Genomic DNA, 14,602 nt, shown 5'->3' on the forward strand with positions numbered 1-14,602 from the left:
TCACAATGCAGCGCGCAGCGCTTCACGAATCAGGGTTTCACTGCTGGCATCCGGTTTGGCGATTTTGCTCACCATACGGCTGGCCTCCTGAGGTTTATAGCCCAGCGCCACCAGGGCAGCAACCGCTTCCTGCTCGGCATCATCAGCCGTTGGCGCACCCGGCGATGTCAGCACCAGGTCGGCCGCAGGGGTAAACAGATCGCCGTGCAGGCCTTTAAAGCGGTCTTTCATTTCAACAATCAGGCGCTCTGCGGTCTTCTTACCGATGCCAGGCAATTTAATCAGCGCTACTGGATCTTCGCGCTCTACGGCATTCACAAACTGCTGCGCAGACATGCCGGATAAAATCGCCAGCGCCAGTTTCGGCCCGACACCGTTGGTTTTAATAAGCTCCCGGAACAGGGTGCGTTCCTGTTTGTTATTAAAACCGTAGAGCAGCTGCGCATCTTCACGCACGACGAACTGGGTGAAGACAATGGCTTCTTTGCCCGCGTCAGGAAGTTCATAGAAACAGGTCATTGGCATATGGACTTCATAGCCTACGCCTCCCGCTTCAAGCAGCACTAACGGGGGTTGTTTTTCAATGATGATGCCTCTGAGTCTGCCTATCACGTGACGCTCCTGCGTTCTGGAAGAGTTAACTGCGGGTATAATAAAAAAAGGCTGGATAAACATCCAGCCTGATTTGTCATTATCGTAACCTGCCTCGCGCCAGATTGAGCCGCGAATCACTCATTTGCATCGCGTTCTGGCTGACATGACAGTGGGTTATCGCAATCGCCAGCGCATCGGCGGCATCAGCCTGCGGATTTGCGGGGAGCTTCAACAGCGTGCGCACCATGTGCTGCACCTGGCTTTTCTCCGCGCCACCATTTCCAACCACCGTCTGCTTAACCTGTCTTGCCGCGTATTCGAACACCGGAAGATCCTGGTTCACGGCAGCAACAATCGCTACGCCGCGTGCCTGGCCAAGCTTTAACGCCGAATCGGCGTTTTTCGCCATAAAGACCTGCTCGATAGCGAAATAGTCAGGCTGAAACTGAGTGATAATCTCTGACACGCCTGCGTAGATCAACTTAAGACGTGATGGCAGATCGTCCACTTTGGTACGAATACAGCCACTGCCCAGGTAGGTTAGCTGGCGTCCAACCTGGCGGATGACGCCATAACCGGTGACGCGTGAGCCGGGGTCAATCCCGAGGATAATCGACATCACGCGCCTCCTGTAAACGGTTTAAACGCTCTCATCAGAGAGTCGCTGCAACCTCATCAGAGATTTCACCGTTGTGGTACACTTCCTGCACATCGTCGCAGTCTTCGAGCATGTCGATCAGACGCAGCAATTTAGGCGCAGTTTCTGCGTCCATGTCCGCTTTGGTTGACGGGATCATGGAGACTTCAGCGTTGTCTGCTTTCAGACCCGCCGCTTCCAGCGCATCACGCACCGCACCCATCTCTTCCCACGCGGTGTACACGTCGATAGCACCGTCATCGAAGGTCACAACGTCTTCAGCACCGGCTTCCAGCGCCGCTTCCATGATCACATCTTCGTCGCCTTTCTCGAAAGAAATCACGCCTTTTTTGCTGAACAGGTAAGCGACGGAGCCATCAGTACCCAGGTTGCCACCGGTTTTGGTGAACGCGTGGCGCACTTCGGCAACGGTACGGTTACGGTTGTCAGACAGACATTCAACCATGACCGCAGTACCGCCAGGGCCGTAACCTTCATAAATGATGGTTTCCATGTTCGCATCGTCATCACCGCCCACGCCACGTGCGATTGCACGGTTCAGGGTGTCACGAGTCATGTTGTTAGACAGTGCTTTATCAATCGCTGCACGCAGACGTGGGTTAGAACCCGCATCGCCGCCACCCAGACGTGCTGCTGTTACCAGCTCACGAATGATTTTGGTAAAGATCTTACCGCGTTTGGCATCCTGTGCCGCTTTGCGGTGTTTGGTGTTGGCCCACTTACTATGACCTGCCATAAAAAGTTCTCCAAAATTATCCTGCGCCTTTCAGCTTCCAGATGCGTTGGCTGCGCCCGCTCATACCAGTCACTTACTAATGTAAGCTCCAGGCACTTCACGGCCTTGCCGCCTTCCTGGAAACTGAAATGCTTGGAAATTAATTAACATTAATTACAAATTCTTCAATCGCCTGCCGGTTGCTCCACGACTTGGTCAGTGCGGCGGCATCCGCCGCATCCACCCAGCGGTAGCTCAGGTGTTCAGTGAACACGATCTCCCGTTCATGGGGGAGCGCGAGACAGAACCACGATTCCGTATTGCGCTCGATATCCGGAGCATAGCGATGACGTAAATGGCTAAAAATTTCAAACTCCACCGTGCGCTGACAGTCCTTCAGGGTCAATTGCTCGCAAGCAACATCAATGGCGACCTCTTCCTTTACTTCGCGCGCGGCGGCCTGCGGTGCAGTTTCACCCTCTTCCAGGCTGCCGGTAACCGACTGCCAGAAATCAGGATCGTCACGCCGCTGCAACATCAGCACCCGCTTCGTGTCCAGGGCATAAATGACAACTAAGACAGAAACGGGAAGCTTATATGTCATATCAGTTTTTCTCTTCCTTTTTCACCACGTCGATGCCCAGTTCAGCCAGTGAGGCCGGGTTGGCAAAGCTTGGTGCTTCCGTCATCAGACACGCCGCGGCGGTCGTTTTCGGGAAGGCGATAACATCACGGATGTTGTCGGTACCGGTCAGCAACATGGTCAGACGGTCAAGACCGAATGCCAGACCTGCGTGCGGAGGCGTGCCGTATTTCAGGGCATCCAGCAGGAAGCCGAATTTCTCGCGCTGCTCTTGCTCGTTAATGCCCAGAATACCGAACACGGTCTGCTGCATTTCGCCGCTATGAATACGTACGGAACCGCCACCCACTTCGTAGCCGTTGATAACCATGTCGTAGGCGTTCGCCACAGCCTCTTCCGGTGCCGCTTTCAGCTCTGTCGCGCTCATCTCTTTTGCCGAGGTGAACGGGTGGTGCATCGCAGTCAGGCCGCCTTCACCGTCGTCTTCAAACATCGGGAAGTCGATAACCCACAGCGGCGCCCATTTGGTTTCGTCGGTCAGGCTCAGGTCTTTACCCAGCTTCAGACGCAGCGCACCCATCGCATCGGCAACCACTTTCTTGTTGTCTGCACCGAAGAAGATCATGTCGCCGTCCTGCGCACCAGTGCGCTCAAGGATGGCTTCTACGATCTCTGCGTTCAGGAATTTAGCAACCGGGCTGGTAATGCCTTCCAGACCTTTTGCACGCTCGGTAACCTTAATATAGGCCAGACCTTTCGCGCCGTAGATCTTGATGAAGTTGCCGTAGTCGTCAATCTGCTTACGGCTTAAGCTTGCGCCACCCGGTACACGCAGCGCAGCAACACGGCCTTTCGGATCGTTAGCCGGGCCAGAGAACACCGCGAACTCAACGGCTTTCACCAGGTCTGCCACGTCCATCAACTCCATCGGGTTACGCAGGTCTGGTTTATCAGAGCCGTAGCGACGCTCGGCTTCTGCAAAGGTCATGATTGGGAAATCGCCCAGCTCAACGCCTTTTACGTCGTTCCACAGGCTACGCACCAGCGCTTCCATCACTTCACGCACCTGCTCTGCAGTCATGAAGGAGGTTTCTACGTCGATCTGGGTAAATTCAGGCTGACGGTCAGCACGCAGGTCTTCGTCACGGAAGCACTTAACAATCTGATAGTAACGGTCGAAGCCGGACATCATCAGCAGCTGTTTGAACAGCTGTGGTGACTGCGGCAGCGCGTAGAATTTGCCTTTATGAACGCGGGACGGGACCAGGTAATCGCGCGCGCCTTCCGGCGTGGCTTTGGTCAGCATCGGAGTTTCGATATCGAGGAAACCGTGGTCGTCCATAAAGCGGCGCACCAGGCTTGTGATCTTCGCGCGCGTTTTCAGGCGCTGAGCCATTTCCGGGCGACGCAGATCAAGATAGCGGTATTTCAGACGCGCTTCTTCAGTGTTGACGTGGTTGGAGTCCAGCGGTAGCGCTTCAGCACGGTTGATGATAACCAGGTCAGACGCCAGCACTTCGATTGCGCCGGTCGCCATGTCCGCGTTGATATTTTTCTCGTCACGCGCACGAACGGTGCCAGTGACCTGAATGCAGAACTCATTACGCAGCTCAGAAGCCAGTTTCAACGCCTCTGCGCGATCAGGATCGAAGAACACCTGAACGATACCTTCGCGGTCGCGCATATCGATGAAGATAAGGCTACCAAGATCACGACGACGGTTGACCCAACCACACAGGGTAACCTGCTGCCCGACGTGGGACTGACGCAGCTGCCCGCAATATTCTGTACGCATGAGATATCCCTTATTTAGCCGCAGGCTGTTTGTCGCCTTTAAATCAGGCTACGTTGTCGCAGCTTTAACTGTATGTCACAACTGGATGAAAAAAGGCGGCTATTATACTGGAAATTCCGCCCGACGATAAGAGAGAAGCGCTGTCTGAGGCACGTTTGCTGCACTCTTATTGCGCATTCTCACAAAAATTAACAAAATTATCCGCCCGGTAACAGGCCGGAACATCGTAAGGTGTAGCCGAAGCGATTAATTTGACTGGAGTTACTATGTTTACACTCGATGCCACCAAAACCGCACTTGTGGTGATTGATTTACAGGAAGGTATCCTGCCATTTGCCGGCGGCCCGCACACGGCTGATAATGTGGTCAGCCGTGCCGCCCGTCTGGCGGAAAAATGCCGCGCCAGTGGCGCGCCTGTTGTCATGGTGCGTGTCGGCTGGTCTGCGGATTTCGCCGAAGCGTTAAAACAGCCTGTCGATGCACAGGCAGCAGGACATGCGCTGCCGGAAAACTGGTGGACATATCCGGTATCCCTTGGCAAACGCGACAGCGATATCGAAGTCACTAAACGCCAGTGGGGCGCCTTCTATGGCACCGACCTGGAGTTACAGCTGCGTCGTCGCGGGATAGACACCATCATTTTGTGCGGGATCTCCACCAATATCGGCGTCGAGTCCACCGCCCGTAACGCGTGGGAGCTGGGCTTTAATCTGGTCATCGTGGAAGATGCGTGCAGCGCAGGCTCTGCGGAACAACACCAGGGAAGCATGACCAATATCTTCCCGCGCATCGGTCGTGTGCGCAGCACCGATGAGGTTTTAAGCGCCCTATGATGTATGTGGGTCTGCCCCAGTGGTCGCACCCGAAATGGGTGCGTCTTGGGATAACCAGCCTCGAAGAGTATGCCCGCTACTTTAACTGCGTGGAGGGCAATACCACCCTGTATGCCCTTCCGAGAGCAGAGATCGTCGAACGCTGGCGGGAGCAAACCAGCGATGACTTCCGCTTCTGCTTTAAGTTTCCGGCAACCATAAGTCATACCGCGGCATTGCGTAACTGTGGTGATTTAACCGCTGAATTTTTTGCTCGGATGTCTCCGCTGGCACATCGTATCGGCCAGTACTGGCTCCAGCTTCCTGCGACATTTGGCCCTCGCGACCTCCCCGCCCTGTGGCAGTTTCTCGATGCCCTGCCCCGAGAATTTACCTACGGCGTTGAAGTGCGGCATCCCGATTTTTTTGCCAAAGGCGAGGCTGAAACAGCCCTCAATCGCGGTTTGCATGAACGCGCGGTTAACCGCGTGATCCTCGATAGCCGCCCGGTGCATAGTGCCATTGCGCATAACGAGGCCATTATTGACGCGCAGCGTAAGAAACCCAAGGTTCCCGTCCATGCCGTGGTAACGGCCAGTAACCCGATAGTGCGGTTTATCGGCAGCGATAACATGCTGCAAAATCAGGAGATGTTCGCCGTCTGGCTGCAAACCCTGCCGAAATGGGAACAGACAACAACCCCGTTCCTTTTTTTGCATACGCCTGATATTGCCCAGGCTCCCGAACTGGTCGATGCGCTCTGGCAGGCCTTGCAGAATGCAGTTCCGTCTGTAGGCGACGCGCCCTCTATCCCACAACAATCTTCTCTTTTCTGATATCACCCCATATCATATAGACGTGCCATCTGCCAAAAACAGGGAGTTTGTATGGTCAGCGCGCTCTATGCGGTGTTAGGTGCATTACTGCTGATTAAGTTTTCGTTTGATGTTGTGCGCCTCAGAATGCAGTACCGCGTGTCCTACGGCGACGGTGGTTTTTCCGAGCTGCAAAGCGCGATCCGCGTCCACGGTAATGCGGTTGAGTACATTCCCGTTGCGCTGATATTGCTGCTGTTTATGGAGATGAACGGCGCGGAAACCTGGATGGTCCACATCTGTGGTCTGCTTCTGATTGCAGGCCGGTTAATGCATTATTACGGCTTTCACCACCGCTTATTCCGCTGGCGTCGTTCCGGCATGAGCGCAACCTGGTGTTCGCTTTTGCTGATGGTGCTGGCTAACCTTTGGTATATGCCGTGGGAGTTGGTTTTCTCCTTCCATTAGCGCACAATACGCCACTTTATTTTTCCCGGATTTTTACGTTATGTCTGATCGCGACACGCTTTTTTCCGCGCCTATCGCCAGTCTGGGCGACTGGACCTTTGATGAACGGGTAGCCGAAGTCTTCCCTGACATGATCCAGCGCTCTGTTCCTGGTTACTCCAATATTGTCTCCATGATTGGGATGCTGGCTGAACGTTTTGTTCAGCCCGGCACGCAGGTCTACGATCTGGGGTGTTCGCTTGGCGCATCAACGCTGTCGGTTCGTCGTAACGTTCATCACGAAGGCTGTAAAATCATCGCTGTTGATAATTCTCCGGCCATGGTTGAACGCTGCCGTCGCCATATTGACGCGTATAAAGCCCCAACGCCGGTTGAGGTTGTTGAAGGCGATATCCGCGATATCGACATTCAGAACGCCTCAATGGTAGTACTGAATTTCACCCTTCAGTTCCTGGTGCCGGAAGACCGCCAGCTGCTGCTGGACAAGATTTATAAAGGCCTGAACCCGGGCGGCGCGCTGGTGTTATCCGAGAAATTCAGTTTCGAGGATGCCGATGTGGGCGAGCTGCTGTTTAACATGCACCACGACTTTAAACGGGCGAACGGCTATAGCGAGCTGGAGATCAGCCAGAAGCGCAGTATGCTTGAAAATGTCATGCTGACAGACTCCGTTGATACCCACAAAGCGCGTCTGCGCAAAGCCGGGTTTGAGCATTGCGAACTGTGGTTCCAGTGCTTCAACTTTGGCTCTCTGGTGGCGCTGAAAGCCGGAGACGCAGCATGATCGAGTTCGGTAATTTCTATCAGTTAATCGCCAAAAATCACCTTTCTCACTGGCTGGAAACACTGCCTGCGCAAATCGCCACCTGGCAGCGCGATCAGCAGCATGGTCTGTTAAAGCAGTGGTCGAATGCGGTGGAGTTTTTGCCGGAACTGGCTCCTCATCGTCTTGATTTGCTTCACAGTGTAACGGCCGAAAGCGAAGAGCCCCTCTCCGCTGGCCAGACGAACCGTATCGAAACGCTGATGCGTAACCTGATGCCATGGCGCAAAGGGCCGTTTTCGCTTTACGGTGTGAACATCAACACGGAATGGCGTTCAGACTGGAAATGGGATCGCGTTCTGCCGCATCTGTCTGACCTCAGCGGGCGCACCATTCTGGATGTGGGCTGCGGCAGCGGTTACCACATGTGGCGCATGATTGGTGCAGGCGCGCATCTGGCGGTCGGCATCGATCCTATGCAGCTGTTCCTGTGTCAGTTTGAAGCCGTGCGTAAATTGCTCGGCAATGACCAGCGAGCGCATCTGCTGCCGCTGGGTATCGAGCAATTACCGGCGCTGAAAGCCTTTGATACCGTGTTCTCTATGGGCGTGCTTTATCACCGTCGTTCCCCGCTTGAGCATCTGTGGCAGCTAAAAGATCAGCTGGTCAGCGGTGGTGAGTTGGTACTGGAAACGCTGGTTATCGAAGGTGACGAGAATGCCGTTCTGGTGCCTGGCGACCGCTACGCGCAGATGCGCAACGTGTACTTTATTCCTTCCGCGCTGGCGCTGAAAAACTGGCTTGAGAAGTGCGGTTTTGTGGATGTGCGCATTGCCGATGTGAGCGTGACCTCAATCGAAGAGCAGCGCCGTACAGACTGGATGATTACCGAATCGCTGGAGCAGTTCCTCGACCCGGCAAACCACAGTAAAACGATTGAAGGCTATCCGGCACCGATGCGTGCGGTGCTGATTGCGACGAAGCCGTAGTCTTTTTTGCCGGGTGGCGGCTAACGCAGCTGCGGCCTGAAATATGAAGAAGAAAAAAAGGCCCCTGTGTAATTGGCAGGGGCCTGGTACAAGCAAGCATCATATTGGGCGACATGATGCGCGGTAAAAATCGGTACGTTGCTACACGTGATGACGTTCAATCATCGATTTCATTACCGCAACCGACTCTCCATCTACACCGTAGCGTGAATACTCATCCGCCTCAGCATCCGTCGACATTGACAACCCTGTATTGCGATAACGCATAGGCGAAGGCATCCATTTGCCTGCTGAGCTATGAAGCTCTTCTACCCCTGCGTTTAAAAACAGATTCAGATTGCTGGTGCGAACTCCTGCACCTGCCATTATTGTTAGAACACCGGAATGTGCTTTTAGTTCCGTAATTAATTGCAGTCCTTTTTCTGCGGACGACTGCTGACCCGATGTCAGGATACGCGAAACGCCAAGTTCTGCCATATTATCAAAGGCTTGCACTGGATTTTTACACATATCAAATGCACGATGAAAAGTGACTGCCAGCCCTTTCGCCGCATCCATGACCTGACGCATCCTCGGCATATCGACATTGCCGTCTTCATCAAGCAGGCCGATAACCAGGCCCGGGAATCCCAGGTCGCGAACGAGGGCGATATCTTCCAGCATGGCACTGAATTCACCCGCCGTGTAACAAAAATCACCGCCGCGCGGACGAATGATCGGGTGAACCGGAATGGAAACCGCCTGACGGGCAGACTTCAGCATCCCGTAAGAGGGTGTTAAGCCCCCTTCTTTGGGTGCCGCGCACAGTTCAATGCGATCGGCCCCATGTTGTTGTGCGGTCACGGCACACTCCACGCTGTAACAACAAATCTCCAGCAGCGCCATTCAATCCTCCTTAAAAATCCACGAAACGAACTATCATGACACGCCTGCCGCTGCGGGTCCTGGCGTGAACTCACAAGTCTTACACTCAGGCTTCGCTGGCAACAATCTGTTCAATCGTCCACGGATGAAACTTCACGGTAACCTGCCCGTCTGTCACGGCAAGCGTCGGGTTTGGCAAACGCTCGCGCTCCCCTTTTGGTGAGCTGGTTTTCACGAAGATACCCGGCTTGCTTAATCCTTCGTCAGACAACAGGGCCAGCGCGCGGGCATTCAGGTTTTCAGGCTCGCCCGGCAGCACAATTTCGATGTGTTCCCAGCCTTCATGCGGGTAGCGTTTTTCACCCGGCCACGGCAGCTCAACAACGCTGAATTGCCAGTGGGCAACGCAAACCGGTTCGTGCAGCTTAAACAGGCAAATTGGGCGTCCGTTGATGATGTTTTCTGACAGCAGCTCCCCGCACAACTCAAACCCACGACGCCAGCGTTCGGCGGTGGCATTCTGGTGGCAGCGCAGCGAAATGTGATCGGCCTCAAGCGGCGCAATATCCAGACCAAGACGGGTGGCAAGTTCTGTGAACGCCTGGGTGAAACGCGGGAGATCTGCGGAAATATCATGCAGTTGGTCAATGGATTGCCAGTTCGCCATAAAATCGTCTCTCAATATGTCGCAAAGCCGCTAATTTACTCTGTTGCCTCGTTTCTACCAACCGCAGCGTTGCGGTTTTTATGACTGCATGATTATGCATGCTGCCTTAGCCTGGATTCTGTACAATCAAAGCCCCCCGCAGTGCTGACGCCAGAAGGCATTTGCAGTATACTCCCGCCCTAAATTCTTAAACTGGCGCGGATGTGTTGAGTCCGCATCAAAAATGTAAGGTATCCAGGTGAATATTCAGGCTCTTCTCTCAGAAAAAGTCAGTCAGGCACTGATTGCCGCAGGCGCACCTGCGGATTGCGAACCGCAGGTTCGTCAGTCAGCAAAAGTACAGTTTGGCGACTATCAGGCTAATGGCGTGATGGCAGTGGCTAAAAAACTGGGCATGCCGCCGCGACAACTCGCTGAGCAGGTGCTGACTCATCTGGATCTCACCGGTATAGCCAGCAAAACTGAAATTGCCGGCCCTGGCTTTATCAATATCTTCCTTGACCCGACATTCCTGGCAGGCAATGTTGATGCAGCGCTGAAGTCTGACCGTCTGGGCGTAACGCAGCCAGAAGCGCAGACCATCGTGGTTGACTACTCTGCGCCAAACGTGGCGAAAGAGATGCACGTCGGTCACCTGCGCTCCACCATCATTGGTGATGCGTCCGTACGCACGCTGGAGTTCCTCGGCCACAACGTTATCCGTGCGAACCACGTGGGTGACTGGGGTACGCAGTTCGGGATGCTGATTGCTTACCTGGAAAAACAGCAGCAGGAAAATGCAGGCGAAATGGCGCTGTCAGACCTGGAAGGTTTCTACCGCGAAGCGAAAAAACACTACGACGAAGACGAAGTCTTCGCCGAGCGTGCCCGTAGCTACGTGGTGAAATTGCAGGGCGGCGATGCGTACTTCCTCGATATGTGGCGCAAACTGGTAGACATCACCATGTCCCAGAACCAGTTAACCTATAACCGCCTGAACGTGACTCTGACCCGTAACGATGTGATGGGTGAAAGCCTGTACAACCCAATGCTGCCAGGTATTGTGGCTGACCTTAAAGCGAAAGGTCTGGCGGTAGAGAGCGAAGGCGCAACGGTTGTGTTCCTTGATGAGTACAAAAACAAGGAAGGCGAACCGATGGGCGTGATCATCCAGAAAAAGGATGGCGGCTATCTGTACACCACCACCGATATTGCCTGCGCGAAATACCGTTACGAAACCCTTCATGCCGATCGCGTGCTGTACTACATCGATTCCCGTCAGCACCAGCACCTGATGCAGGCGTGGACGATTGTGCGTAAAGCAGGCTACGTGCCTGATTCTGTTCCACTGGAACACCACATGTTCGGGATGATGCTCGGCAAAGACGGTAAACCATTCAAAACCCGCGCTGGCGGCACAGTAAAACTGGCTGACCTGCTGGATGAAGCGCTGGAACGCGCCCGTCGTCTGGTGGCTGAGAAAAACCCGGATATGCCAGCCGATGAACTGGAAAAACTGGCTAACGCGGTAGGTATTGGTGCCGTGAAATACGCGGATCTGTCCAAGAATCGTACCACCGACTATGTGTTCGACTGGGATAACATGCTCGCGTTCGAAGGTAACACTGCGCCGTATATGCAGTATGCCTACACCCGTGTGTTGTCTGTGTTCCGTAAAGCGAATATCGACGAAAGCGTACTGGCCAATGCCGCGGTTCAGATCAGCGAAGATCGTGAAGCCCAACTGGCCGCCCGCCTGCTGCAATTCGAAGAGACGCTGTCAGTCGTTGCCCGCGATGGCACCCCGCACGTGATGTGTGCGTATCTGTACGATCTGGCTGGACTGTTCTCTGGCTTCTACGAGCACTGCCCTATCCTGTCAGCAGAAAGCGAAGAGGTGCGCAACAGCCGCCTGAAGTTGGCGCAGTTGACGGCGAAGACCCTGAAACTGGGTCTGGATACCCTGGGTATCGAAACCGTAGAGCGTATGTAAAAAAAGAAACCCGGCAAGCGCCGGGTTTTTTATTATCAGAAGTACTTACGCAAATATTCCGTTAAACACAAGATTGCCATCGCCTGGCCGTACGGCATCGACGTCAACGGGATCTGGCGATAAAACGCCAGGTCGCTCCCCATCCCCGTACCGAATGACGTTTGCAGTAACTCTCCTTCCGGCGAAATATTTTTCACAATTCCGCGAATCGCATTATCGGCGACGTCGGCATACTCCGCCCCGACGTAGCGCTTACGCACGGCTTTCAGAATACCGTAAGCAAACCCCGCAGTTGCTGATGACTCGAGGTAGGAGTCTGGATCGTCAAGTAGCGTGTGCCACAGGCCGCTGTCGTCCTGACATTTTGCCAGGGCCGCAATCTGTGCGTTCAGCACCTGAACCAGATAACGACGCACGGCGCTGTTTTCCGGCAGATCCACAAGCTCGAGGAAATCCGGGATGACGATGGTCAGCCAGCTGTTGCCGCGCGCCCAGCGGGCCCTGGCAAAGTTATGGTTTCCTTCGTAATTCCAGCCGTGGAACCACAACCCGGTTTCCCTGTCCATCAGGTTCTGCACGTGCAGCAGGAACTGATACACCGCTTCCTCAACGTATTCCGGTTTGTTCAGCAACTTACCGATTTTCGCCAGCGGCAGCACCGTCATCATCAGCGTGTCATCCCACATCTGCTGATGGTTCTCTTCGGCCAGTGTGATGTGCTGCATCCCGCCGTGATCGGTGCGCGGCATCTCGTTCATCGCCCATTCTGCCCAGCTTTCCAGCCACGGCAGCCAGGCCGGGTTTTTCGTCTCTTCGTACCGATATGCCAGGGTCAGAAACGGTGACATAGTGTTGACGTTTTTGGTGGTCGCCCCTTCCGCGAAGCGGTCGGTAAACCAGCTGTCGATAGTGTCACGCATCGCTACGTCGCCGGTCTGGCAGTAATACTGCCAGATGCCGTATAAGCCGACGCCATGCGTCCATTCCCATCCCGCCCAACCTTTGGTGTCGATCACGCGTCCGTCGTCCAGTCGCAGTAAAAATTCGCCCGTTTTATCGTGAATGTTAACCAGATTATGCGTCACCTTCTGAATCAGTGATTTCAGCTCATCCCTGGCGATAAAACGCTCAGGCTGACGCAGTAACGGGCTCTGTTTGACAGGCCAAACTTTCATAATCTTAACCTCTGTTGTATGTCGAATTCAGTACCGAGCCATCCTTCAGAGAAGGTGCCGCTGGCTTATTACGATTCAGGTAACCGATGTTATTGTTGCCCCACAGTGACTCGAATGGCATCCCGGCGAGCATCTCCACCGTCGCACGGGCTTGCGGGGTTGCAGCTTCAGGCATCGCCCGGCCAGACTCACGCATTTTGGCGGTCTCTTCACGCAGCGTGCTGTGGGTCTGCAAATTGAGTTTGAACCGCAGGGACACAAGGAAGCCGCAGAACAGCACCAGAACGGTACCCACACTCAGTATCATCAGAATGGTGTGGCTCACTTCAGCAGGCTGAACCTTCTGCCCGCTGACAAAGCCGGACATCTGCATCACTATCCCCACCAGCATTACCGCACCCGCCTGAGATGCTTTACGGGTCAGGGTCATGATGCCGGCAAAGATCCCTTCGCGGCGCTGACCGGTGATCACTTCGTCCACGTCAGCAATGTAGGTGTAGGTATTCCACGGCACGTAGTTGATACCACCGCGGCCCAGCCCCGCCACCGCGGAAACCAGCAACAGCAGTGAGAAGATGTCACTCAGTCCGGCGTAATAAAGCACGGCATACGAAACAGACGCCAGGCCAAACAGCACCACCACCATGCGGTAGGATGGCGCAGGTCCGAAGCGGATGCACAACGGGATCATGGCGATGACCGCAATAAACTGGAAGCTCGCCATCGTACCGAGCAGGGTCGACGCCATTGACGCTTCCTGCATCAGGACAAACACCACGTAGTAGGTGAATACCGCATTGAACACGTCCTGCGCGATGTAACCCCCCAGGTACATCCCCAGGTGCTGACGGAAGATTTTAATGCGCAGCGTAGAGCTTAACTCCACAAACAGGCGGTTGAGACTCTGTTTCAGAGACAGTTTTTTCTTCTCTTCTTCGGCACGCAGCGCCGCTTCTGTCCAGTCTTCACGCGGGCGTTCCCAGGTAAAGCACCAGACGAAGGTCAGCATCACCGCGCAGAGCACAGAGAAGACCAGGCTTGCATAGAAGAAGGAAACCGCGTTGTCTTTACCAAAGTGAGTCAGTAAGACACCCGGCAGGAATGAAGCAAGAATGGCCGACATCTGCGCCATTGAGATACGCGCGCCAGAGAATTTGGTTTTCTGTTTGAAGTCATCGGTCATCTCCGGTACCAGCGTTTCGTATGGCACCAGAATCATGGTGTAGACGACATCGAACACCAGATAGGTCAGCAAGTAGTACCAGAAGCTCATGTCCCCTACCCACATCAGTGAATAGCTGAACACGCAAGGAATGCCGAGCAGGATAAAGAACTTACGCCGTCCGAAGCGTTTTCCAAACCAGGTCGTGCCAAAGTTATCGGTTAAAAAACCCATTAACGGGCTGACCACAGCATCCAGTACCCTTGCAGCAGCAAAGATAAAGGTTGCCTCAATCGGCGAGAGTCCACAGAAGGTCGTATAAAAATATAAAAGCCAGGCGGAGGTCAGCGCAGTCGTCCCTGCGCCAAGGAAATCGCCAGAGCCATAAGCAAGGTAATTTGCGAGTCCAATTTTACGTGTTTTCATAGCCGTCAACCCTAATCAGTGTTGGGAGACTCCCTGTAAGCAACCTCATCCGGGAGTTTTTACACGGCTACAGTAAAAGTATCGTCAGGGTGATACCTTTTTGTTTTTGCCACCTCAAACAAGGGGATGGCAAAAATGCAAAGA

At 54.2% G+C, this 14,602-nt stretch carries 15 protein-coding genes; 6 read left to right on the forward strand and 9 right to left on the reverse strand.

The annotated features are described in order from the left end of the window. The 5 genes from ruvA to aspS form a co-directional block, all read right to left on the reverse strand. Positions 1 to 612, reverse strand: a complete 612-nt coding sequence (gene ruvA / locus ACT9TW_RS19450; protein ID WP_014070691.1) for a Holliday junction branch migration protein RuvA — start codon at positions 610 to 612, stop codon at positions 1 to 3. 79 nt (positions 613 to 691) lie between these two features. Then, positions 692 to 1,213, reverse strand: coding sequence for a crossover junction endodeoxyribonuclease RuvC (gene ruvC, locus ACT9TW_RS19455; protein WP_182061500.1), 522 nt, complete (start codon positions 1,211 to 1,213; stop codon positions 692 to 694). 34 nt (positions 1,214 to 1,247) lie between these two features. Next, complete coding sequence (locus ACT9TW_RS19460) at positions 1,248 to 1,988, reverse strand: YebC/PmpR family DNA-binding transcriptional regulator (protein WP_014070693.1); 741 nt, start codon at positions 1,986 to 1,988, stop codon at positions 1,248 to 1,250. 139 nt (positions 1,989 to 2,127) lie between these two features. Continuing rightward, complete coding sequence (gene nudB / locus ACT9TW_RS19465; protein WP_182061501.1) at positions 2,128 to 2,571, reverse strand: dihydroneopterin triphosphate diphosphatase; 444 nt, start codon at positions 2,569 to 2,571, stop codon at positions 2,128 to 2,130. A 1-nt stretch (position 2,572) separates the two neighbouring features. Then, positions 2,573 to 4,345 carry an aspartate--tRNA ligase gene (gene aspS, locus ACT9TW_RS19470; protein ID WP_446493424.1) on the reverse strand — a complete coding sequence of 591 codons (1,773 nt, stop codon included), beginning with the start codon at positions 4,343 to 4,345 and terminating at the stop codon, positions 2,573 to 2,575. Between the two features lie 266 nt (positions 4,346 to 4,611). Between aspS and ACT9TW_RS19475 the strand changes: the two genes are divergently transcribed. The 5 genes from ACT9TW_RS19475 to cmoB are packed head-to-tail and all read left to right on the forward strand — an operon-like array spanning position 4,612 to position 8,192. Next, positions 4,612 to 5,178, forward strand: coding sequence for a hydrolase (locus ACT9TW_RS19475; protein WP_446493425.1), 567 nt, complete (start codon positions 4,612 to 4,614; stop codon positions 5,176 to 5,178). Further along, positions 5,175 to 5,993 carry a DUF72 domain-containing protein gene (locus ACT9TW_RS19480; protein ID WP_446493426.1) on the forward strand — a complete coding sequence of 273 codons (819 nt, stop codon included), beginning with the start codon at positions 5,175 to 5,177 and terminating at the stop codon, positions 5,991 to 5,993. The genes ACT9TW_RS19475 and ACT9TW_RS19480 overlap by 4 nt, the downstream gene beginning before the upstream one ends. Positions 5,994 to 6,044: 51 nt before the next feature. Next, on the forward strand, positions 6,045 to 6,440 hold the full coding sequence (locus ACT9TW_RS19485) for an MAPEG family protein (protein ID WP_182061505.1): 396 nt from the start codon (positions 6,045 to 6,047) through the stop codon (positions 6,438 to 6,440). Positions 6,441 to 6,480: 40 nt separating this feature from the next. After that, positions 6,481 to 7,224: a carboxy-S-adenosyl-L-methionine synthase CmoA gene (gene cmoA, locus ACT9TW_RS19490; protein WP_446493427.1), complete on the forward strand. Its 744-nt coding sequence runs from the start codon at positions 6,481 to 6,483 to the stop codon at positions 7,222 to 7,224. Then, positions 7,221 to 8,192, forward strand: coding sequence for a tRNA 5-methoxyuridine(34)/uridine 5-oxyacetic acid(34) synthase CmoB (gene cmoB, locus ACT9TW_RS19495; RefSeq protein WP_446493428.1), 972 nt, complete (start codon positions 7,221 to 7,223; stop codon positions 8,190 to 8,192). The genes cmoA and cmoB overlap by 4 nt, the downstream gene beginning before the upstream one ends. 141 nt (positions 8,193 to 8,333) lie before the next feature. Here cmoB and cutC read toward each other — a convergent pair whose 3' ends face one another. Then, the gene (cutC, locus tag ACT9TW_RS19500; protein ID WP_446493429.1) at positions 8,334 to 9,077 is read right to left on the reverse strand and encodes a copper homeostasis protein CutC; all 744 of its coding nucleotides are present in this window, start codon (positions 9,075 to 9,077) and stop codon (positions 8,334 to 8,336) included. 85 nt (positions 9,078 to 9,162) lie between these two features. Continuing rightward, positions 9,163 to 9,723: a VOC family protein gene (locus ACT9TW_RS19505; RefSeq protein ID WP_315686063.1), complete on the reverse strand. Its 561-nt coding sequence runs from the start codon at positions 9,721 to 9,723 to the stop codon at positions 9,163 to 9,165. Positions 9,724 to 9,961: 238 nt separating this feature from the next. Between ACT9TW_RS19505 and argS the strand changes: the two genes are divergently transcribed. Further along, positions 9,962 to 11,695 carry an arginine--tRNA ligase gene (gene argS, locus ACT9TW_RS19510; protein ID WP_315686064.1) on the forward strand — a complete coding sequence of 578 codons (1,734 nt, stop codon included), beginning with the start codon at positions 9,962 to 9,964 and terminating at the stop codon, positions 11,693 to 11,695. Positions 11,696 to 11,730: 35 nt separating this feature from the next. On the opposite strand, the gene bglB is transcribed toward argS, so the two are convergent. Next, complete coding sequence (gene bglB / locus ACT9TW_RS19515; RefSeq protein ID WP_446493430.1) at positions 11,731 to 12,870, reverse strand: beta-galactosidase BglB; 1,140 nt, start codon at positions 12,868 to 12,870, stop codon at positions 11,731 to 11,733. 4 nt (positions 12,871 to 12,874) lie between these two features. After that, positions 12,875 to 14,458, reverse strand: a complete 1,584-nt coding sequence (locus ACT9TW_RS19520) for an MFS transporter (protein WP_446493431.1) — start codon at positions 14,456 to 14,458, stop codon at positions 12,875 to 12,877. Positions 14,459 to 14,602 lie beyond the last annotated feature (144 nt).

Source organism: Enterobacter sp. C4G1 (assembly GCF_052886895.1).

Coding starts and splice junctions, on each gene's coding strand:
- bglB (WP_446493430.1), bottom strand. CDS start 12,870: ATGAAAGTTTGGCCTGTCAAACAGAGCCCGTTACTGCGTCAGCCTGAG.
- ACT9TW_RS19485 (WP_182061505.1), top strand. CDS start 6,045: ATGGTCAGCGCGCTCTATGCGGTGTTAGGTGCATTACTGCTGATTAAG.
- ACT9TW_RS19460 (WP_014070693.1), bottom strand. CDS start 1,988: ATGGCAGGTCATAGTAAGTGGGCCAACACCAAACACCGCAAAGCGGCA.
- nudB (WP_182061501.1), bottom strand. CDS start 2,571: ATGACATATAAGCTTCCCGTTTCTGTCTTAGTTGTCATTTATGCCCTG.
- cmoB (WP_446493428.1), top strand. CDS start 7,221: ATGATCGAGTTCGGTAATTTCTATCAGTTAATCGCCAAAAATCACCTT.
- ACT9TW_RS19505 (WP_315686063.1), bottom strand. CDS start 9,723: ATGGCGAACTGGCAATCCATTGACCAACTGCATGATATTTCCGCAGAT.
- aspS (WP_446493424.1), bottom strand. CDS start 4,345: ATGCGTACAGAATATTGCGGGCAGCTGCGTCAGTCCCACGTCGGGCAG.
- ACT9TW_RS19480 (WP_446493426.1), top strand. CDS start 5,175: ATGATGTATGTGGGTCTGCCCCAGTGGTCGCACCCGAAATGGGTGCGT.
- cutC (WP_446493429.1), bottom strand. CDS start 9,077: ATGGCGCTGCTGGAGATTTGTTGTTACAGCGTGGAGTGTGCCGTGACC.
- ACT9TW_RS19475 (WP_446493425.1), top strand. CDS start 4,612: ATGTTTACACTCGATGCCACCAAAACCGCACTTGTGGTGATTGATTTA.
- cmoA (WP_446493427.1), top strand. CDS start 6,481: ATGTCTGATCGCGACACGCTTTTTTCCGCGCCTATCGCCAGTCTGGGC.
- ACT9TW_RS19520 (WP_446493431.1), bottom strand. CDS start 14,458: ATGAAAACACGTAAAATTGGACTCGCAAATTACCTTGCTTATGGCTCT.
- ruvC (WP_182061500.1), bottom strand. CDS start 1,213: ATGTCGATTATCCTCGGGATTGACCCCGGCTCACGCGTCACCGGTTAT.